At 61.5% G+C, this 21,541-nt stretch carries 17 protein-coding genes and 1 pseudogene; 16 read left to right on the top strand and 2 right to left on the bottom strand.

The features are described 5' to 3' along the window. The first annotated feature begins 50 nt into the window (after positions 1–50). From ACZ5IL_RS20460 to serA, 13 genes and pseudogenes are all read left to right on the top strand, one after another. Positions 51–602 (top strand): DUF992 domain-containing protein, encoded by a 552-nt coding sequence (locus ACZ5IL_RS20460; RefSeq protein ID WP_464594274.1) that lies wholly within the window; start codon positions 51–53, stop codon positions 600–602. Positions 603–785: 183 nt separating this feature from the next. Further along, complete coding sequence (locus ACZ5IL_RS20455; protein WP_464594273.1) at positions 786–1,268, top strand: DUF992 domain-containing protein; 483 nt, start codon at positions 786–788, stop codon at positions 1,266–1,268. A 276-nt stretch (positions 1,269–1,544) separates the two neighbouring features. Next, complete coding sequence (locus tag ACZ5IL_RS20450; protein ID WP_464594272.1) at positions 1,545–3,620, top strand: elongation factor G; 2,076 nt, start codon at positions 1,545–1,547, stop codon at positions 3,618–3,620. Between the two features lie 113 nt (positions 3,621–3,733). Further along, positions 3,734–4,591 (top strand): shikimate dehydrogenase, encoded by an 858-nt coding sequence (locus ACZ5IL_RS20445; protein WP_464594271.1) that lies wholly within the window; start codon positions 3,734–3,736, stop codon positions 4,589–4,591. Positions 4,592–4,688: 97 nt separating this feature from the next. Next, positions 4,689–4,997, top strand: coding sequence for a FeoA family protein (locus ACZ5IL_RS20440; RefSeq protein ID WP_374708861.1), 309 nt, complete (start codon positions 4,689–4,691; stop codon positions 4,995–4,997). Beyond that, entirely contained in the window at positions 4,994–6,874 is a 1,881-nt protein-coding gene (gene feoB / locus ACZ5IL_RS20435; protein ID WP_464594270.1) for a ferrous iron transporter B, read from the top strand. Before ACZ5IL_RS20440 ends, feoB begins: the two co-directional genes overlap by 4 nt. A gap of 130 nt (positions 6,875–7,004) precedes the next feature. Further along, entirely contained in the window at positions 7,005–7,175 is a 171-nt protein-coding gene (locus tag ACZ5IL_RS20430; RefSeq protein ID WP_464594269.1) for a hypothetical protein, read from the top strand. A gap of 216 nt (positions 7,176–7,391) precedes the next feature. Further along, a complete protein-coding gene (gene glmM / locus ACZ5IL_RS20425; protein ID WP_464594268.1) occupies positions 7,392–8,738 on the top strand; it encodes a phosphoglucosamine mutase in 1,347 nt (448 codons plus the stop codon). Between the two features lie 207 nt (positions 8,739–8,945). Next, positions 8,946–10,118: pseudogene (locus ACZ5IL_RS20420) on the top strand (MFS transporter); the annotation flags it as partial. Between the two features lie 201 nt (positions 10,119–10,319). After that, entirely contained in the window at positions 10,320–11,171 is an 852-nt protein-coding gene (locus ACZ5IL_RS20415; protein ID WP_464594267.1) for an outer membrane protein, read from the top strand. Between the two features lie 209 nt (positions 11,172–11,380). Beyond that, positions 11,381–12,205: an outer membrane protein gene (locus ACZ5IL_RS20410; RefSeq protein WP_464594266.1), complete on the top strand. Its 825-nt coding sequence runs from the start codon at positions 11,381–11,383 to the stop codon at positions 12,203–12,205. 132 nt (positions 12,206–12,337) lie between these two features. Further along, entirely contained in the window at positions 12,338–13,510 is a 1,173-nt protein-coding gene (locus ACZ5IL_RS20405; protein ID WP_464594265.1) for a phosphoserine transaminase, read from the top strand. Between the two features lie 256 nt (positions 13,511–13,766). Then, complete coding sequence (gene serA / locus ACZ5IL_RS20400; protein WP_464594264.1) at positions 13,767–15,356, top strand: phosphoglycerate dehydrogenase; 1,590 nt, start codon at positions 13,767–13,769, stop codon at positions 15,354–15,356. Positions 15,357–15,507: 151 nt separating this feature from the next. On the opposite strand, the gene ACZ5IL_RS20395 is transcribed toward serA, so the two are convergent. Beyond that, complete coding sequence (locus ACZ5IL_RS20395; RefSeq protein ID WP_464594263.1) at positions 15,508–17,064, bottom strand: S10 family peptidase; 1,557 nt, start codon at positions 17,062–17,064, stop codon at positions 15,508–15,510. Between the two features lie 412 nt (positions 17,065–17,476). On the opposite strand from ACZ5IL_RS20395, the gene ACZ5IL_RS20390 reads away from it, so the two are divergent. Together ACZ5IL_RS20390 and ACZ5IL_RS20385 are read left to right on the top strand one after the other, a co-directional pair. Continuing rightward, positions 17,477–18,769 carry an adenylosuccinate synthase gene (locus tag ACZ5IL_RS20390; RefSeq protein WP_464594262.1) on the top strand — a complete coding sequence of 431 codons (1,293 nt, stop codon included), beginning with the start codon at positions 17,477–17,479 and terminating at the stop codon, positions 18,767–18,769. Positions 18,770–18,820: 51 nt separating this feature from the next. Further along, the gene (locus tag ACZ5IL_RS20385; RefSeq protein ID WP_464594261.1) at positions 18,821–20,380 is read left to right on the top strand and encodes a hypothetical protein; all 1,560 of its coding nucleotides are present in this window, start codon (positions 18,821–18,823) and stop codon (positions 20,378–20,380) included. 87 nt (positions 20,381–20,467) lie between these two features. On the opposite strand, the gene ACZ5IL_RS20380 is transcribed toward ACZ5IL_RS20385, so the two are convergent. Beyond that, on the bottom strand, positions 20,468–20,656 hold the full coding sequence (locus ACZ5IL_RS20380) for a hypothetical protein (protein ID WP_464594260.1): 189 nt from the start codon (positions 20,654–20,656) through the stop codon (positions 20,468–20,470). A 298-nt stretch (positions 20,657–20,954) separates the two neighbouring features. Between ACZ5IL_RS20380 and ACZ5IL_RS20375 the strand changes: the two genes are divergently transcribed. Continuing rightward, on the top strand, positions 20,955–21,497 hold the full coding sequence (locus ACZ5IL_RS20375; RefSeq protein WP_464596951.1) for a DUF4112 domain-containing protein: 543 nt from the start codon (positions 20,955–20,957) through the stop codon (positions 21,495–21,497). The last annotated feature ends 44 nt before the right edge of the window (positions 21,498–21,541 follow it).

The following is a 21,541-nucleotide window of genomic DNA, read 5'->3' as shown; positions in this document are numbered from 1 at the left end:
ACCGATTCCACGCCTTTCCCCCTTTCCCGATTCCAAGCGGAGATTATTCCATGAACTTCCCGAGACTTCTCGCCGTGGCCGCCGTGACGCTCGTCGCGTCAGTTGCGAGCGCCCATGCTCAGTATAATACCGTCCAGGCCGGTGTCCTCGAATGTGCGGGCGGCCAGAACGTGAGCTATGTCGTTGGTTCGACAACCGAGCTGCAATGCATCTTCCGCAGCAACAGCGGAGCGCCGCCTGAACCATATATCGCGCGCATTCAGCGCTTTGGTCTTGACCTTGGCATTACTCAGCAGACCGGTTTGGCATGGATGGTCCACGCGCCGGGTGGGCGGCTGGGCCGCGGAGCACTTGCCGGTCACTTCGGCGGGGTCGGCGCTAACGCGACGGTCGGAGTTGGGATCGGCGCGAACCTGCTGGCCGGCGGTTCCAACAATTCGATCTCGCTGCAGCCGCTGAGCCTGCAGGGCCAGACCGGCCTTAGCGCCGTGGCTGGCATCGTCGATGTTGATCTGCGCCCGGTGGATCTGCGCCCGGCGCCACGCTACAGGCGGCATCGGCACCACCACCATCATCATCATCACCACCATCATCATCACTGATCGGATCGGACGACCAATGAGGCCCGCGAAAGCGGGCCTCATTTTTATGGCTTATGGTTGAGGCGTTCATGACGGCGGGGCGCGTCTGGTGAGCGGCAGGCAGGTGCGATAAAAAAGCACGTTTCGCAACTCATTGAGTGGCCGTTTTTGCATCACACCACCAAATTCATCCGGAGTTTTGCCATGCGCGGTTTTTCAGCTCTGGCGGGCGCGGCGGCGGCGCTGATCGCGTTGTATGCGGGCGCCGTTGCGCAGCAGCCCTGGCAACCTGTCAAGGTCGGCGTTCTCGAATGCCGCGGCGGAGCGAGCGTTGGGTTTGTCGTCGGCTCCGTTACCCATCTTGGCTGCGTGTTTCACGCCGACGGCCTGCCGGAAGACCGTTATGTGGCTACGATCCGCAAGGTTGGGGTCGATCTCGGCATTACCCAGGAATCGGCGCTGGCCTGGGGCGTTTACGCTCCGGTGGCGCGGCTCGGGCCTGGCGATCTCTCGGGTAACTACGCGGGCGCGCAGGGCAGCGCTTCGGTCGGCGTTGGTCTCGGCGGCAACGTTCTGATCGGCGGCTCCGCCAATTCGATCGCGCTGCAACCGCTCAGCGTGCAGGGTCAGGTCGGCCTCAACGTGGCGGCGGGTCTCGCTGCGCTGGAATTGCGTCCGGGCCGCTAGAATCTTTCACCGCTTCACGGAAACGGTGAAAGACTCTAGCTTTTTGATCTGACGCGTTTTCTTCACGCGAACCGGCAGCCACTTCGCTCGAAAACGCTCTAGCAGGCTTCGCCGAATCCGTCCGGCGTTTCGCCCCATTGAGCCGGGCTGCGCGTTGGCTGAACCGTCGGCGCGGATGTCCCGACGCGTTTTCCTGCTTGCCAAATTCCGTCTGCGGGAGGAGCATCGGCTATCGCCGACCCAATCATGGGCCGACTTCCAGACCAGGAGGCGGCAATGGGACAAGACCTCAGAAGTCCCCAAGGGGGATCTCAAGGCACTCAAACGTCGGGTCCCCGGTGCATTGCGCTGGTGGGCCCGTTCCAGAGCGGTAAAACCACACTTCTCGAATCCATCCTTGCCCGAACGGGCGCAATCCCCAAAGCAGGCAGCGTCGATCAAGGAACCAGCGTCGGCGACGCCAGCGACGAAGCTCGCCAGCACAAAATGGGAGTCGGACTCACTCCGGCCACCGCCTGCTTCATGGGCGAAGCCTATACTTTTATCGACTGTCCGGGTTCGATCGAATTCGCACACGACATGCGCGCTGCGATTCCCGCGGTCGATGCGGCGGTGGTCGTGTGCGAGGCGGACGAGCGCAAGTTGCCGCAGTTGCAGATTATCCTGCGCGAACTGGAAGATTTGGGCATTCCCCGTTTCTTGTTCCTCAACAAGATCGACAAGGCGAACAAGGGCGTTCGCCAAACCTTGGCAATGTTGCAGCCGGCGTCGCGGACTCCGCTGTTGCTACGGCAGATCCCGATCTGGAACGGCGATTTGATCGCCGGATTTGTCGATCTCGCGCTGGAGCGCGCCTTCGTCTACCGCGAGCATATGGCTTCCGAAGTTGTCCAACTGAACGCCGGCGATCTCGACCGCGAGAAGGAAGCGCGGTTCTCGATGCTGGAGACACTCGCCGATCACGACGACGCGCTGATGGAGCAACTGCTCGAGGATATTGCGCCGCCGCGGGATGCGGTGTTCGACGATCTCGCACGCGAGCTGCGCGATGGCCAGATTTGCCCTGTATTGCTCGGCTCGGCTGCGCGCGAGAACGGCGTGTTGCGGTTGATGAAAGCGCTGCGCCACGAAGCGCCTGGCATTAGCGAGACGGCGAAGCGCATGGGCGTGGCTGATAGCGAGGAGGCGCTGGCCTACGTGTTCAAGACCATGCACCTCCAGCACGGCGGCAAGCTGTCGCTGGCGAGGGTGCTGACAGGTCGCTTCGACGATGCCGCGACGGTGCATGCGTCGTCAGGCGAAACAGGAAAAATCTCCGGCATTCTCGCAGCTACCGGCGCGCAGGAGACCAAGCGCGCATCGGCGTGCGCGGGTGAGGTGGTGGCGTTGGGCAAGCTCGAGGCCGTCAAGACCGGCGATACGTTAACGACCGCCCGGATCGCGCCGCCCTCGTTGGTCAGCATCGCGCCGTCCGCGCCTGTGCTTGCAAGGGCGCTTGCCGCCCGCGACCGCAAGGACGACGTCAAGCTCGGACAGGCTCTCATCAAGCTCAACGAGGAAGACCCCTCGCTTGCCGTCGTTCACAATACGCAGACTCACGACACCGTGCTGTGGGGACAAGGCGAGATGCATCTACGCGTTGCGCTCGAACGGTTGCACGGTCGCTTTGGGGTCAATGCGGATTCACATCCGCCCGCGATCAGCTATCGGGAAACGATCCGCAAGCCTGTCAGCCAGCGGGGACGCCATAAGAAGCAGTCCGGAGGGCATGGCCAGTTCGGCGACGTGGTGCTGGAGGTTCAGCCCTTGGCACGCGGCGCGGGTTTCGTCTTTGTCGACAAGATTGTCGGCGGCGCGGTGCCGCGTAATTATATCGGTGCAGTCGAGGACGGCGTCGTGGACGGACTCGCCCGCGGTCCCCTTGGCTTTCCGGTGATTGACGTGCAGGTGACGCTGACCGATGGATCCTACCATAGCGTCGACTCCTCGGATCAGGCGTTCCGCACCGCCGCCCGCATCGGGGTAGCCGAAGCCTTGCCGAAATGTCAGCCGGTGCTGCTGGAGCCGATTGATGTGGTCGAGATCGTTTGCCCGAGTGACGCGACCGCGAAGGTCAACGCTATCCTGTCGGCGCGTCGCGGCCAGATTCTTGGTTTCGACAGTCGCGAGAGTTGGGCCGGCTGGGACTGTGTGCGAGCGATGATGCCGGAAGCCGAGATCGGCGATCTCATCGTCGAACTGAGGTCGGCGACGGCGGGAGCGGGCAGTTTTACCCGGGAGTTCGATCGCATGGCCGAAGTCACCGGCCGGACCGCCGACCAGATCATCGCTGCGCGTCGGGTGGCGGCTTAGGGTTGGGTCGGTGCGGCTGCACGGCGACCGCACCGGCGGCATTGACAGGCGCGTCAGCTTGCATGATTTCATCGGGTGCCGCCTGATGGTTGGCGCGTCACACGACGGGATGCATGATGACAGCCGGGACAACAGGCCGGGCCGCCTGCCTGATCGGATGGCCCGCGGCGCATTCGCGCTCGCCGCTGATCCATCACTATTGGCTGCGCGTGCACGGAATAACGGGTGGCTACAGCATTGAAGCGATTCCGCCCGAAGGATTCGCCGAATTCGTCATGCATCTTTCGACGCACGGCTTCGTGGGCGCCAATGTCACGATCCCGCACAAGGAGCGGGCGTTGCAATTGACGGAGCCAGACGAGCGCGCGCGAGCCGTCGGCGCAGCCAACACCCTCTATTATGATGGTGCTATCCTGCGGTCCACCAATACGGACGTCGAGGGTTTCATCGGCAATCTCGATGCCGTCGCACCGGGCTGGGATCGCATCGAGGATGCGCTGGTGCTTGGCGCCGGCGGGTCGTCGCGGGCCGTGGTGTTCGGTCTGATCGAACGCGGGATCAAGCGCATCCATCTCGTGAACCGTACGATGGAAAGGGCGCAAGTGCTTGCGGATCAATTCGGACCCACGGTCATGCCAGCGGCTTGGAACACGCTTGGCGACGTGCTGCCGCGCACTGGTCTGCTCGTGAATACAACCTCGCTCGGCATGAACGGGCAGCCGCCACTGGACATCGAGCTGCCGCTGCTGCCGCAGGATGCGGTGGTCGCCGATCTGGTCTATGTTCCTCTGGAAACGCCATTGCTGGCTGCGGCGACGGCGCGGGGCCTCAGGACCGCAGACGGCCTCGGGATGCTGCTGCATCAGGCCGTACGCGGATTCGAGCTGTGGTTCGGAGAGCGTCCCGTGGTGACGCGGGATCTACGCACGCTGGTCGAGGCCGATCTCCGGATCCCTCATCCCGCGACTTGAGATTTACGATTGGCCCGGTATTTTCAATTGTTCCATTTTGCCGCAATCGCCTCTCTTTGTCTTGACCCCCGGGAGCGCTTGATCCAAAGCGAACGTCATGTCCAATCTCGATCCCAGCATCCCTGAAGCTATGGAAACCACGCCGCTCGGCCTCGCTCGGCGAGGCTTTCGCGGGCGGGTGACCGCCATCATGGTCGACGGCGACCACCTGGGGGTGTCTGCAATGGAGATCGAGAGGCGTCTTCTTGAGTTTGGCATCGTCGAGGGCGCGTCGGTTCAGATCCTGCATGAAGGGCCGATTGGCCGGGATCCGATAGCGGTTCGGGTTAACGGCACGACGATCGCGCTGCGCCGGCGCGAAGCCATGGCGGTCATGGTCGGCGGGCTAGCGAAAACCATCGCATGACCGCAATCGATGTGAATGACTGGCGTATCGCCCTGGTTGGGACGCCGAATAGCGGCAAAACCGCCTTGTTCAATGCGCTTACCGGCAGCCGGCAGAAGGTGGCCAACTACGCTGGCGTCACCGTGGAGCGGAAGTCCGGGGTTTTGCGCACAGCATCCGGCCACCGGGTCGATCTGATCGACCTGCCGGGGACTTATTCATTGCGGGGCCGCAGCCCGGACGAGGACATTACCCGCGACGTCATTCTCGGCAAACTTGCGAGCGAAAGCCCGCCGGACTTTTTGCTCTGCGTCGCCGACGCCACCAATCTTCGTGTGGCGTTGCGCCTGGTGATCGAATTGAAGCGTGTTCACCGGCCGATGCTTCTGGTGCTGAACATGATCGACATCGCGCGGCGTCGCGGCGTCGGCATTGATCTCGACAAGCTTTCCGCCGAACTTGACGTGCCGGTCGTCACATCGACCGCCGTGCGGCGAGGCGGCATTGACGATCTCCTGCACAGGATTGACGACATCGCCGGCAAGCCGGCAGGCGCCATCGTCGGGAGCGACTGGACTACGCCGGGCGTATCAGATCTTCGCGCGGCGCAGCGCGAGGCTGATCGCGTGATCGGCGCTGCGGTCAGCGAACCGGCTAAGCCCGATACATGGACCACGCGCGTAGACGCCGTGCTGCTGCATCCGATGTCGGGCATGATCGCGCTGCTCCTGCTTCTGTTCGTGGTGTTTCAGGCCGTGTTCGCCTGGGCCCAACCGGCGATGGAATTGATCTCCGGCGGCTTCGATGCGCTCGGCGCCTTTTCAGCGACTGTGCTGCCGGAAGGATTGCTGCAGAGTTTCATCCAGAACGGCATCATCTCTGGCGTCGGCAGCGTCATCGTGTTCCTGCCACAAATCCTCATTCTGTTTCTGTTTATTCTGCTTCTTGAAGACCTCGGCTACATGGCGCGTGCGGCGTTCCTAATGGACCGCATCATGGGTGGCGCCGGACTGCACGGCCGCGCTTTTATCCCGCTGTTGTCGAGCTTCGCCTGCGCGATCCCGGGGATCATGGCGACGCGGGTGATCGATAACAAGCGCGACAGGCTGACCACGATCATGGTCGCGCCGCTGATGACCTGCTCGGCGCGCATCCCGGTTTATACGCTGATCATCGCGGCGTTCGTGCCAAACCGGCCGGTGCTCGGCATTCTCGGATTGCAGGGGCTCGTGATGTTCGGGCTCTATGCGGTGGGGATCTTCAGCGCGCTCGCGGTGTCATTCGTGGCCAACCGCTTCTTCTGGCGTGACAGCGCGACGCCGCCCTTCATGCTGGAACTGCCGGATTACAAGTTGCCGCAACTGCGCAGCGTGCTGATGAATCTTTACCAGCGCGCGATGGCGTTTCTGAAGCGTGCCGGCACCACGATTTTTTCCATGATGGTTCTGATCTGGTTCCTGGCGTCGTTCCCCCGTCCGCCGGCTGGCGCCACCGAGCCTGCGATCGATTTCAGCCTTGCAGCCATGATCGGCCGCTGGATCGAACCTGTGCTCGCGCCGATCGGGTTCAACTGGCAGATAAGCGTTGCGCTTATTCCCGGCATGGCTGCGCGCGAGGTGGCGGTGGCTTCACTTGGCACCGTCTATGCGATTGAAGGAGGCAACGAGGCGGCGGAACAGATCGGTCATATGCTGGCCGGAAAATGGAGTCTCGCGACCGCGCTGGCGTTTCTCGCCTGGTATGTCTTTGCGCCGCAATGCGCCTCAACGCTCGCCGTTATCAAGCGCGAGACCGGCGGGTGGCGCTGGGTGATGATCACATTCTTCTACATGCTGTCGATGGCTTATCTGGCGGCGTTCGTCACCTATCGCACCGCGCTGGCTTTAGGTTGGGGCTGACCGCCGGTCCGGCGCGCGCCTTCGGCGTTTTTGGCCACAGCAGGTCGAAGCTGGACCCTGAATCCCACATTCGCCGGAACCGACGCTTACATGATGGCGTTACATTGGCTGCCCACACCGGGAGAAAGCTATGGCGCGGCATGACGGTGAGACGGACGACCGGAACCAAAAAACCAAGGAAGAACTGGACAAGGAACTCGATCGCGCCTTGAAAGAGTCGTTTCCCGGTTCGGACCCGTTGAGCGTCACCCAGCCGGCTCCTGAAAAACCTGCCGAGGAAAAACCCGCCAAGGATCATTGAGAGGACGGAGGTGGAGAGTGGCTGCCTCGTCCTGACATGCCAGAGAATAGCGATCTGGCCATTTCCCCCAAATTCCGGTAACGGTTCATTATATTTTTTGAAGTCGTTTTATCTTTAGGGGCGTTATAAGCGGCCTTGCGATATGCTCGACATCCAACGATTCGATGAGCCGAGCTCAAGCGTAGCGGTGAGCAAAGAGCGGGTCATGGGGGGAAAATGAGCCGCAAATATTTTGGAACCGACGGCATTCGCGGCCGAGCTAACGGCTTGATCACGCCGGAACTGGCGATGAAAGTTGGACAGGCCGCTGGGTTGGTGTTCCAGCGCGGCGAGTACCGTCATCGCGTCGTGATTGGCAAGGATACGCGCCTCTCCGGCTATATGATCGAATACGCGCTGGTCGCTGGCTTTACGTCGGTTGGCATGGATGTACTGTTGCTCGGTCCGATGCCGACGCCCGCAGTAGCGATGCTGACCAAGTCCATGCGCGCTGACCTCGGCGTCATGATTTCAGCTTCGCACAACCTTTTCGAGGACAACGGCATCAAAATGTTCGGCCCGCGCGGCTTCAAGCTGTCCGACGAGGTCGAAAAGAAGATCGAGCAGTTGCTCGATGAAAACCTCGACAAGAAACTCGCGCAGAGCGGGAACCTTGGCCGCGCCCGTCGTATCGACGGCGTGCATGATCGCTACATTGAATTCGCCAAGCGCACGCTGCCGCGCGAACTTAGCCTTGAGGGGCTGCGGGTCGTGGTCGATTGCGCCCACGGCGCAGCCTACAAGGTGGTGCCGGAGGCGCTGTGGGAACTGGGCGCGGACGTCATTCCGATCGGCGTCGAGCCCGACGGCTTCAATATCAATAAGGAATGCGGCTCCACCGCGCCGGAGGCGCTGTGCCGCAAGGTTCGCGAGATGCGCGCCGATATCGGCATCGCGCTCGACGGAGACGCCGACCGAGTCATCATCGTCGACGAGCGCGGCCATGTGGTCGACGGCGATCAGCTTCTCGCAGTGATTGCCGAGAGTTGGAAGGAAGACGGCCGGCTGACCAGGCCGGGGATTGTCGCTACCGTGATGTCCAATCTCGGCCTTGAGCGATTCCTGAAGGATCGCGAGTTGTCGATGGTGCGGACACCTGTCGGCGACCGCTACGTGCTCGAGCAGATGCTAAAGCATGGCTACAATCTCGGCGGCGAGCAATCAGGGCACATCATCTTGTCGGACTATGCGACCACTGGAGACGGATTCGTGTCTGCGCTTCAGGTGCTTGCCGTCGTCCAGAAGCTGGGACGCCCGGTCTCCGAAGTCTGTCACAAGTTCGAGCCGCTTCCGCAGATATTGAAGAACTTCCGTTATCGCAACGGCAAGCCGTTGGATCGCGCGGAGGTGAAGTCGGCCATTACAGCGGGCGAGAAGCGTCTCAATGGCCATGGTCGTCTGTTAGTCCGTTCTTCGGGAACCGAGCCTGTCATTCGCGTCATGGGTGAGGGCGATGACCGTATCTTGGTCGAGGAAGTCGTGGACACGATCGTTTCTGCATTGGGAAACCCGGCGGCGGCGTGAAACCGCAGCCAGAACCTTGAGCCGTCGGGCCGCGTTGGCGAATATCCTGATGCATCCCAGCTATAACGATTGGTGGACGGCCGGGCGCCCGCGTCGTAACAGGCTCCGGTTGTAACAACCGGAAAGCCGTCCGTGGACAAGCCTGTCATCTCCGAGGAAACGCTGGTTACGCCGGTCGTGGTTTCCAGGATCACGGATAAGGCCGCCGCTGCAGGTCCCGCCTATCTGGTGCTCGGCGGCATCAGCTTTTCGCATTTTCTCAACGACACCATGCAGTCGCTGATCCCCTCGGTTTATCCGATCCTGAAGGAAAACTACGCGCTCGACTTTGCGCAGATTGGAATGATCACGCTGGCGTTTCAGGTGACCGCCTCGCTGCTGCAACCCGTGGTCGGCTATGTCACCGACAAGAAAGCCCAGCCGTTCTCACTTGCCGTCGGCATGGGCTTTACTTTCGTGGGGTTGCTGCTGCTGAGTGTTGCTCATGTCTACGGAATGATCCTTGTTTCCGCTGCACTGATCGGCCTTGGCTCTGCTGTGTTTCATCCGGAGTCCGCGCGTATCGCGCGAATGGCGTCCGGCGGTCGTTATGGCTTCGCGCAATCGGTTTTTCAGGTTGGCGGGAATTTCGGCTCGGCGATGGGGCCGCTCCTGGCGGCTCTGATCATCGTGCCGTTCGGGCAGCCCAGCATCGCGTGGTTTTCGTCGATCGCATTCATAGCGATCGTCGTCCTGCTTCAAATAGGGCGGTGGTACAAGCTGCGGATCTCGCCGCACGAGAGCGCCTCGCCGCGCCGGTCGTCGGAGACACCGGCGCCCGCGCGGACGGCGCTCGCACTGACGATTCTGATCGTGCTGGTGTTCTCGAAATACATCTATATGTCGAGCCTGACGAGTTATTACACCTTCTATCTGATTGAGAAGTTTCACGTCTCAACGCAGACAGCTCAGCTTTTGCTGTTCGTGTTTCTCGGCGCGGTTGCCATAGGCACGTATTTCGGCGGTCCAATCGGCGATCGCTTCGGACGCCGCTATGTGATCTGGCTGTCGATCCTCGGGGTGCTGCCATTCACGCTATTGCTGCCGTTTGCAAATCTTGCTGGCACAGTGGTGCTGACGGTCGTCATCGGTGTCATCCTCTCATCCGCGATGCCGGCGATCATTGTGTTTGCGCAGGAACTGATGCCGCACCGTCTCGGCATGATCTCAGGCATGTTTTTCGGCTTTGCATTCGGCGCGGCGGGACTTGGTGCCGCGCTGCTGGGCGAGGTCGCGGATGCCAAGGGTATCGAGTTTGTCTATCAAGCCTGTGCGTTCCTGCCGGCGATGGGTCTGCTGGCAATGTTCCTGCCGAAGATGCCGAAAATCCAGCACTCTTAGTCGCCGCTGTAGGATCGCTCGTCCACGGACTCGTGTGGCAGCATCCATCGTGACGGTTCGCCGTGCCGATCACGCCAGAATAAACTTACCGAAAATCAACCTTAAAAATTAGGGTTAAGCGACTCTTAAGGATTTGGTGTCATCGTTCCTCCGAATTGGAGTGGGGCCGCACTTGCCTCACGGCACAAAGGGACGAAGCCGATGCGTGGTGTAAAATTGCTCGTAGCCGCCGGAGCGGCATCACTATTATCATCTGCCGCACTCGCCGCCGACCTGCCCATCGCGCCTCCGCCCTATTACGCCCCGCCGGTCGTGGGTTTCGGCGGCTGGTATCTGCGAGGCGATATCGGATTCAGCAACCAGCGTGTGAACAACATCGCAATGGCGGATGGCCGCAACGCGCAACTGCTGTCGTTGCAACAGACGACTGCGTTCGATGCCGCCGGCATCTACGGCGTCGGTGTCGGCTATCAGTTCAACAACTGGTTCCGCGGCGACTTCACAGGCCAGTATCGCGGGAATTCGAATTTCAAAGGCACCGATCTTCTGACCTATCCGGCAGGCGGCGGGATCGTCGGAAACGGTATCAACAACTACAACGCCACCAAATCGGAATGGCTTGTGTTGGCAAACGGTTATGCCGATCTCGGCACCTGGTGGGGCGTCACGCCATTCATCGGTGCAGGTGTCGGCGCGGCGCGCGTGACGATTGCCAATTACACCGATACCGGCATGGTCAACAATAACGGATTTGGCTTCGGCGCCTTCCCAAGCTTCGCAAACGCGCCGGCTGCGTCGAGGTGGAATTTTGCGTGGGCACTTCATGGTGGTTTGGCCTACATGGTCAATCCGGGCCTCACGATTGAACTGGCTTACAGCTATGTGAATCTCGGTTCTGGGACGACGGGCGCGGTTTCCGATTACACCGGATTCACGCGGGGCGTTCCGATGCAGTTTAACGACATCACGTCGCATGACGTGAAACTCGGCGTGCGCTGGTATTTCAACACACCGCCGGTCTATGCCCCGCCGCCGCTGATCACCAAGGGCTGAGCTCTATCACCTCTTAACGGCTCTTAACGGCGTGGGAAATGTCCCGCGCCGTTTTGCTTTTGTGCGGTCGATCCCCGACGGTTGCGAAGGGTCGGGCACGTCGATGGTTTGTCGACAATATGAAGCAATCACGCTGAGCAACAACGATTGGTTAAGGTTAACAGCTGATAATCGACACCACTCAAGTTGTGGTCGATGGAGCGTTCACGATGCGTAGACTTCTGCTGGCGGCGGTCATTTGCGGAGCGGCGCAGGGCGCATATGCAGCCGATATGCCCGACCTTCCGGTTCTGCGTGGATCGTATTCCGAGGGCCTCAGCACGGTGCGGACGGTGTGGCAGGGCTATTACATCGGCGGGCAGGCCGGCGTCGGTGAATCCGACATGAAATTCACCGGTGCAACGCGTGACATTGTGGCGCGACTACTGTCAGGAACGGAAATGGAGCAGCAGCAAAATATCTCCTCGTGGCCGGTGCTTGGCAAGGGCTCCTCGCGTGGCGATGGCTGGGGCGGCTTCGTAGGCTACAATAGCCAATGGGACGATGTCGTGATCGGTGTCGAAGCCAATTACATGCACGGCTCGTTTGGCGGTTCGCAAACCGGATCGATGACCCGGTTTTTCACGCTACCTTCGGGTTATACGGATTCGGTGACCAACCAAGCTAGCGCAAGCATGTCGATTTCGGACATTGGAACATTGCGCGCACGCGCCGGCTACGCGGTTGGAAGCTTCCTGCCTTACATGTTCGGTGGATTGGCACTTGGCCAAGCGAATATCGTCAAGACGGCGCGGGTGTTTGGGACTCAAAATAATCCCAATGTGGCGCCACCTTTTGACGTCGTACCGTTTGACGATAGCGCAACCGACGTAAGGCGCAGCAGGCTTCTGGTTGGCTACTCTGCGGGTCTCGGGGTTGACTTCAATCTGATTGCCGGATTGTTCCTTCGCGCCGAATGGGAATACATGCGCTTAGCCACTCCGATCGATACCAGCATCAACACAGTGCGCGCTGGTGTGGGCTACAGGTTCTGATCGTTCGGTTCATCGCGGTTGTCATCCAGCGTAACTGCCGGGAATGTCCTTGACGGGATCGGCTGATTCCCATATCCACAGCGGCGGGACACCTCCCCCCAACGGGAGGCTTGCTATCTGGAAGGATAGATCATGACCGTTGCGAAGCCTGCTTCGCGGCCGAACGTGCCGCATTTCTCTTCCGGCCCATGCGCCAAGCGCCCCGGCTGGACCCCCCAAAATCTCAAGGACGCAGCCCTCGGCCGTTCGCATCGCGCGAAGATCGGCAAGACCAGGCTCAAGCTCGCCATCGATCTGACGCGTGAGGTTCTGGAAATTCCGGCTGACTACAAGATCGGCATCGTGCCGGCGTCCGATACCGGCGCGGTCGAGATGGCTTTGTGGTCGCTGCTCGGTGCGCGTCCGGTAACAGCAATCGCCTGGGAGTCTTTCGGCGAGGGCTGGATCACGGATATCCTCAAGCAGTTGAAGCTGAAGGATGTCACCAAGCTCACTGCGGGTTATGGTGAGCTTCCCGATCTTGCCAAGGCCGATCCGGCCTCAGATATCGTTTTCACCTGGAACGGGACGACCTCCGGCGTGCGTGTGCCGAACGCGGACTGGATCAGCGCCACGCGCGAAGGTCTCACGATCTGTGATGCGACGTCAGCCGCTTTTGCGCAGCCGCTCGATTGGGCCAAGCTCGATGTCGTCACCTTCTCCTGGCAGAAGGCGCTAGGCGGCGAGGCGGCGCATGGCATGCTGATTCTCAGCCCACGCGCCGTGGCGCGGCTTGAGAGCTACACTCCGCCGTGGCCGATGCCGAAGATTTTCCGCATGACCAAGGGCGGCAAGCTGATCGACGGCATATTCGCTGGCGAGACCATCAACACGCCGTCGATGCTGTGCGTCGAGGATTATCTCGATGCGCTGAACTGGGGCAAGTCGGTTGGCGGCCTCAAAGGCATGATTGCGCGCGCCGACGCCAACACCAAGGTGTTGAGTGATTGGGTGGCGAAGACGCCGTGGATCGATTTTCTGGCCCAGGATCCGGCGATCCGGTCCAACACATCGGTCTGCCTGAAAGTCGTCGACTCCACGATCACGTCGTTGCCGCCAGAATCGCAAGCCGATTTCGCCAAGAAACTCGTTGGTGCAATTGAGAAAGAAGGCGCGGGCTACGATTTCGGGTACTACCGCGATGCGCCACCGGGTCTGCGCATCTGGTGCGGTGCCACGGTGGAGGCGAGCGACGTCGCACTGCTGACGCAATGGATTGATTGGGCCTTCGCCGAGGCCAAGGCTTCGCTTGCGAAGGCGGCGTAGTCTCTAGGCTCGATGCCTTGTTTCCCTCTCCCCCTGTGGGAGAGGTGCCCGAACGAAGGGAGAGCGGGTGAGGGGTGTTTCCCGTCGCCGCTTCAACCCTCACCCGCTCAATCTCGTTTCACTCGATTTCGTCACCCTATGAGCGAACTTCGCTCGTCTCGGCTCCCACAAGGGGAGAGGGAAGAAACGGTCTCACAACTCACCCCGGCGCAGCGCGCCGTCCCTCTCCCTCAAGGGGAGGATAGAGGACAACATCATGACCAAACCCAAGGTTCTCATTTCCGATGCGCTTAGCCCCGCCGCCGTGCAGATCTTCAAGGATCGCGGCATCGAGGTCGATTTCCAGCCTGCGCTCGGCAAGGACAAGGACAAGCTCGCCGAGATCATCGGCAACTATGACGGCCTTGCCATCCGCTCCGCCACCAAGGCGACCGCGAAAATTCTCGCCAATGCCAGGAAGCTGAAGGTGATCGGCCGCGCCGGCATCGGCGTCGACAACGTCGAGATTCCGGCGGCGACGGCCAAGGGCGTCATCGTCATGAACACGCCGTTCGGCAACTCGATCACGACCGCCGAACATGCGATCACCCTGATGCTGGCGCTGGCGCGCGAAATTCCCGCCGCCGATGCTTCGACCCAGGCCGGCAAGTGGGAGAAGAACCGCTTCATGGGCGTCGAGATCACCGGCAAGACGCTGGGCGTGATCGGCTGCGGTAACATCGGCTCGATCGCCGCCGACCGCGCGCTCGGCTTAAGGATGAAGGTGATTGCGTTCGATCCGTTCCTGTCTCCGGAGCGGGCCAAGGATCTTGGCGTGGAGAAGGTCGAACTCGACGATCTGTTTACACGCGCCGACTTTATCACGCTGCATACGCCACTGACCGATAAGACTCGCAACATCATCGACGCTGCCGCCATCGCCAAGATGAAGAAGGGCGTGCGCATCATCAACTGTGCGCGTGGCGGCCTGGTGGATGAGCAGGCGTTGGCCGACGCGCTGAATTCCAAGCATGTTGCCGGCGCGGCCTTCGACGTGTTTGTCGAGGAGCCCGCCACCAAGAACGTGCTGTTCGGCCATCCCAACGTGATCTGCACGCCGCATCTCGGCGCCTCCACCACCGAAGCGCAGGAGAACGTGGCATTGCAAGTCGCCGAGCAGATGTCGGACTATCTGCTCACCGGTGCGATCACCAACGCCATCAATTTTCCCTCGATCACGGCGGAGGAAGCGCCGAAGCTGAAGCCGTTTGTCGAGCTTGCGGAAAAGCTCGGCTCGTTCGCCGGTCAACTCACGGAGACCGGAATCTCAAAGGTGACCATCACTTATGAGGGGCACGTCGCCGAAATGAAGATCAAAGCGCTGACCTCGGCGGCGCTGTCGGGCCTGCTGCGGCCGATGCTGGGCGATGTCAACGTCGTGTCCGCGCCGGTCGTCGCTAAAGAGCGCGGCATGGTGGTGGACGAGGTCGTGCGCGCCGCGCAGAGCGATTATGAAAGCCTCATCACGGTAACGGTCGCAACCGAACGGCAGGAGCGTTCGGTGTCGGGAACGGTTTACGCCGACGGTCAGCCGCGCCTCGTCGACGTTAAGGGCATCCGCGTCGATGCCGAGTTCGGCAAGTCGATGATCTACGTCACCAACGAGGACAAGCCGGGCTTCATCGGCAAGTTCGCCTCTCTGCTCGGTGACGCGGGCGTCAACATCGCGACGTTCAATCTCGGTCGTAACAAGCAAGGCGGCGACGCCATCGCGCTGGTCGAGGTTGACGGCAGCGTGCCGGAGAACGTTCTCGCCAAGGTGCAGGCGCTGCCGCAGGTCAAGCAGGCCAAGGTGCTGACCTTCTGACCGACCGAAGCCCGATCATGATGGATCTACGGCTAGAGCCTTTCCGCTTCTGATGAAATCAGAAGCGGTGCTCTATGATTTTGATCTGACGCGTCACGCAAACCCGGCATCCACTTCGCTAAAAACACTATAAAGTTAGCCCGACGTTTCATCACTTCATCAGCGCGCGAACCTCGTCGCGCAACGACTGACGCGAGCCGTCGTGCGAATAGAACATATGGCCGCCGGGATAGACCACAAACTTGACCCGATCGCGTGAGCCGAAGGTCGGCAATTGATCGAGGCGGATCTGGGAGGCGAGATATGGTGTCGCCAGATCAAACAATCCATGTGCGACAAGCAGCTTGAATTTTCCGTCCGCAGCAAGCAGTTCGCGGATGTCCGACACCGACTCGACGGACGACCGGCTCTTGCCGAAATCCCATTCCCGGTTGACGCTGCGGCTGAGCAGTTCATAGGAGCCTGCCGGCCGCCAGTTCAGCTTGTGTGCGTAGAGTTCGAACGCCGCCGATGTCAGCGCGGACAGCAGTGGCTCCTCCGAAGGGTCGTTGAAGTCGCTGGCGCCTGATTCCGGGTAGGGGTCGAACCCCAGCACCGAGGCATCATAGCGTCCGGTTACCTTGCCGCCGCTGCGGTCGAAGGCGCGACGGAATTCGCTGACGTCGAATCGTCCGGCGAGGCGGCGGCTCTCCGCCTGATTGATTCCCGTCAGCGACGCGAAGCGGTCGGCAAGCCGTCGCGTGGCTTCCGCATCGGCCTGTCCCTTGACGAGGTCGATCAGGAAGTCGCCCCGCGCATAGGCTTCAACGTCTGCCATGTCCGCGCGGGTCAGCGTTCCGTCCTTCTCCTTTTCCCGTGCAACCGCCGCCATGCTCGGCAGGCTTGCCACGAACCGGGTCAACCCCGCGCCCAGCACGTCGCCGAAGTCAAGCGCCGGGGAAATCAGGATCAGCCCCTTGACGGCGACGCCCTGCCGGGTCTGCAGGTTACGGGCGATCTTCGGTCCACGAATGCCGCCATAGCTTTCGCCGGTGATGAATTTCGGCGACTGCATCCGGTCGGCTTTCTCCAGCCAGCGCCGGATCACCAGAGCAATCGAGTCCACGTCGCCATCGACTGTGAGGAAGCGTTTTCGTGCGTCGTCCCCGTGCGTCACCATGCGGCTGTAGCCGGTGCCCAACGGATCGATGAAAACGAGATCGGTGAAGTCGAGCCAGGTTTCCGCGTTCGGCTCCAGCGGCATTGGAATGGAAGGGCTGGTGATCGCGCGGTCCATCGGGATGCGCCAGGGGCCGTTGCTGCCGAATTGCAGCCACGCCGAAGAGGCGCCGGGACCACCGTTGAAAACAAAGGTCACCGGGCGGCTACGGGGATCGGCGCCGTCGAGTTGATAGGCTGTGGTGGCGATGTCCGCTTGCGGTTCGCCTTTGTCGTTAAAAATATGAATCGTGCCCGCCGTTGCGGCGAAGGCCAACGTCCGGCCCGGTAGGACGAGCTTGTGCCTGGTAGTCGAATCCGGCGGAAGCCGGCGGCGATTGTCGGCGGTTGCGGCAGGCTGGTCGCCGCCGTCCCGCGGGTCGGCAGGCGTGGTTTCTGCATGGGGCGATGGCGCGCCGGATGCCCCCTCGCGCGCGTAAGCGGCAGAAGGAGCCAGTATCGCCAGCAACATCGCTCCCGCGCATAACTCGCGGGTTATCAGACGGCGCATCTCTCCTCCTGTCTCGGCGATTGAGCGGTAAGCCGAACATTGATTATCGAGCGTCCTTGAAAACTGTGGCGGGCACGGGACCGCACGGAAGCCGCAGAGCGCCACGTTTGTCAGGATGAATCAACGGCTTGGAGGGGCAGTTCGGGGCCGTTCCGGCTTGCGTCAACCGCACGCATCCTTTATCCGATGAGACGCCTCGCGTGCTGGCGGCTTTGTATTGCGTCTGTCGTGTTTCGGCTGGCGGGGTGGTCCGGAAGATCGCTTCATTTTCGCTGCGATCTTTGTTTCAAGCGAGTTTCCGAACCCACACCATTTACGACAATCACGAGTTGCCGGTGCCCTTCGAATTCGAGGTTCGTTACCGAAGGCGCTGTAGAGACGCGCCCCACTTTTGCAAGGAATTTCCGCGGAAATGACCAACGTTGTCGTCGTCGGCGCCCAATGGGGCGACGAGGGAAAGGGCAAGATCGTCGACTGGCTGTCGGAGCAGGCGGATATCGTCGTTCGCTTCCAGGGCGGCCATAATGCGGGTCATACGCTCGTTATCGACGGAAATACCTACAAGCTGGCATTGCTGCCCTCGGGGGTTGTCCGCTCGTCGAAGCTGTCGATCATCGGCAATGGCGTCGTGTTCGATCCGCAAGCCTTCGTCAGCGAGGTCGAGAAGCTGAAGGGGCAGGGCGTCAAAATCGGCCCCGACAACCTGCGCGTTGCCGAGAACGTCACGCTGATCCTGCCGCTGCATCGCGAACTGGACAGCCTGCGCGAGAATGCAAGCGCGGCGACAGCGATCGGCACCACCCAGCGCGGCATCGGTCCGGCCTATGAGGATAAGGTCGGCCGCCGCGCCATCCGCCTGATGGACCTCGCCGACCCGCAGACGCTGCCGCACAAGATCGAGCGGCTGCTCACCCATCACAACGCGCTGCGCCGCGGCCACGGTATCGCGGAAGTGGATAGCGGCGCGCTGTTGAAGGAGCTCGCCGCAATTGCGCCGCGTGTGCTGCCTTATGCTGACAGCGTGTGGAATCTGCTCGATCACAAGCGCAGCGAAGGCAAGCGCATCCTGTTTGAAGGCGCGCAGGGCGCGTTGCTGGACGTCGATCACGGCACCTACCCTTACGTCACCTCCTCCAACACCGTTGCAGCCCAGGCGGCCACCGGCACCGGCATGGGACCGAGCGCGCTCGGCTACGTACTCGGTATCTGCAAGGCCTACACGACGCGTGTCGGCCAGGGGCCGTTCCCGACCGAACTCACGGACGAAATCGGCGAAACGATCGGTCAGCGCGGCAAGGAATTCGGCGTCAACACCGGGCGCAAACGGCGTTGCGGCTGGTTCGACGCCATGCTGGTACGGCAGACCGTGCGTACCAGCGGCATACATGGCCTTGCACTGACCAAACTCGATATTCTCGATGGCTTTGACACCATCCAAGTCTGTACCGGCTACCGTCTCGACGGCAAGGACATCGACCATCTGCCGGCCGGAGAGGGGGCGCAGGCTCGCATCGAGCCAATTTATGAAACGATCGAGGGCTGGAAGGAGCCAACGGCCAACGCGCGTTCATGGGCGGCCTTGCCGGCTCAGGCCATCAAATATGTTCGCCGGATTGAGGAACTGGTGGGGTGTCCGGTCGCCCTGTTGTCTACCAGCCCCGAGCGCGAAGACACCATTTTAGTTCAGAACCCTTTCGAGACTTAACGGGGTGTTACGGGAATGCGTTCAAGGTTAATATTCGTGCATTGAGGAGACATGGCTGATTATTACCCGCTGATCGCACGCGCTATCTCTGGACTGGACGTCAACGCGCCCGGCGAGCAGCGGCGCGCGCTCTATGAGCGGGCAAGGACGGCTCTGATCGCTCAGCTCCGCGGCGTCGAGCCGCCTTTAAGCGAGTCCGAGATCACCCGCGAACGGTTGGCGCTGGAAGAGGCTGTGCGCAAGGTCGAGTCCGAGGCTGCCCAGCGCGCCCGCGAGGCCTCGCGTAGCGGTGGTTCGCGCTCCGGCGATGCTTTCCGTGCCGCGACGCGCGCTGCGATGAAGTCGCAGGACCCGGCTGCCCCGCCGTCAGCCCGCTCGCGCGTCAACGCGACACCGCAACCGCGCAATCTGCGCGCTGACTCACCCCCATCTGATCCACCCTCATCCGCCAATCCGCCGCCGTCTTGGCGACCTTCCGGGCCACCAATCCCAATACAGGATGAGCCGCCACCGCCTGCCCGCGAGCGGCAAAGCCAGGGGCAGCCGCGCCGCAATCTCGAGCCCGATCGCCCGCCGCCGCCGGTTCCGGGTTTTCGAGACGTTACCGCGGATGCTGACGATCTCGGCCGCGCCGCGGCGCAAGCCAATCGCTCGGCCCGCCGCACCTATGCCAATGTGCGATCACAGTCACCCGAATTCGACCGGCTTGAACCGAGCCTTGAGGATCGCGGTGCGTTCGAGGGAGCGTACCCTTCCAATGGATCGTCCTTCGGCGGTGCCGTGGACGACCAACCGCCGCCCCTGCCGCGTTCGTGGCCGCAGCCTGGTCGCGACAGACCGAAGCGCGTGTTCGGCGGCAGCTTTCCGCTGAAGACTGCGATCGCGGTCGGCCTGGTGTTGATCCTCGCCGGAGCTGGAATTGTCTGGGGTCCGAATGCGGTTTCGGCCGTGCGCGGGCTGTTCGATTCCTCAAACCAAACTGCCGAGGTTGCGAAGCCGGCCACGCCGGGACTGAAGCCGAAGATCGCTGATCGGGTCGGTCAGCCTTCCATATCCGAAACGATTGCGCCGGTGGCGCAGCGCGTCGTGCTGTATGACGAGGATCCGTCGGATCCCAAGGGCAAGCAGTATGTCGGCTCGGTGGTGTGGCGCACCGAAGAAGTGAAGGGCGCGGCTGGTAACACGCCGGAGATCGCGGTGCGCGCCGAGATCGAAATTCCCGAACGTAAGTTCAAGATGACGATGTCGTTCCGTCGCAACACCGACACCTCGCTGCCCGCCAGTCATACTGCGGAGCTGACCTTTGTGTTGCCGCAGGATTTCGACGGCGGCGGAGTCTCCAACGTCCCCGGCATCCTGATGAAGTCCAACGAACAGTCCCGCGGTACGCCGCTGGCGGGACTTGCCGTCAAGGTTACCGACGGCTTCTTCCTGGTCGGGCTATCGAACGTCGAGTCCGATCGGGCGCGTAATCTTCAGCTCTTGAAAGAGCGCTCGTGGTTTGACGTGCCACTGGTCTATACGAATCAACGTCGCGCGATCATCGCCATCGAGAAGGGCGCGCCGGGGGATCGTGCGTTCAACGAGGCTTTCACGGCGTGGGGCGAGTAGAGAGTCGCTTCTGAGAACCAGAGGTGACGGACTCAGGGAATACTCCGCACCACTCCCGCATGACCAGCAGATATCGAAAACGTACCTTTATGCGGTGCGGTCCTCGCCTGCGGGCGAGGCCGTGCTCGTGACATGATGCGACTTGGCCTCGGCGGTCTCTGCTTGGCTCGCCAACGTGCGATGCTCTGGCCCGATCTGCTCGGCTGCGTTGTCGAGCAACTCGCGCAAGTGCGCGACATATTCGGCGCCAAACTTCTGCGGCGGAATCTGACTCATGCAATGCCCCTCCCCATCGACATGATCTCCAAAGTAAAACCAGTTTCCGATGCGATCATGCAAGACGCTTGAGCAGAGAAAGTGGCGGCGCAATGGGGCGGAGTTGCGTCTTGGGCAGGGAGATGTCAGGGCAGACCGCAGCGTTATTCCGATGCGAAGCCACTGATGATTACATGTGAGCAACGAATGATGGAATGATGTGCGAAGGCGCCACGATGGAACAGGAGACCTCATCACGATCGTGCGCGGCCGCGTGACGTAGCTTGCGAAAATTGCCGGGAGAGCCCATGTGAACGCCATGAGATCCATGCCGAACGACGATTTGTATTTCCGCGATACCTCCCGATCCCGGGGATCGGCACGCGCAAAGATCATCGATCAGGACGGTCGTGAAATTCCTGCGGGCCCCGATGGTTTCGAGGCCGGCGCATTCGGGGCATTTAAGCAAGGCGCCTCGGCATCCGGCGGTTTTGAATTCATCGCGGCATTTCAGCCGCTCACCCGCGAGCAGCGGTTGGCACGGTTGGACGCGATCGCGAAGCTGCTTGACGTTGCTTTCGTCGTTCCAGGAACGAACATCCGCTACGGCATCGATGGCTTGATCGGGCTGGTGCCGGTGATCGGCGACGTCATAACCACGGCGTTCTCACTATGGCTTGTGCGAGAAGCGCGGGCGCTTGGTGCGCCCTGGCACATCACCGCACGGATGTTGAGCAACGTTGCGGTTGACGGGGTGGTCGGATTGGTGCCCGTGGCTGGCGATGCCTTCGACGTGATGTTTCGCGCTAACGTGCGCAACGTGCGGATGTTCAGGCGCTGGCTCGAGCGGCAGCCACGTTAGAGCACGAGCCCGACTCGAAGCGCCGCGCGAACGCACAGAAGAAA

Source organism: Nitrobacter sp. CN101, assembly GCF_055390255.1.
This window is presented reverse-complemented; position numbering and strand designations above follow the sequence as displayed.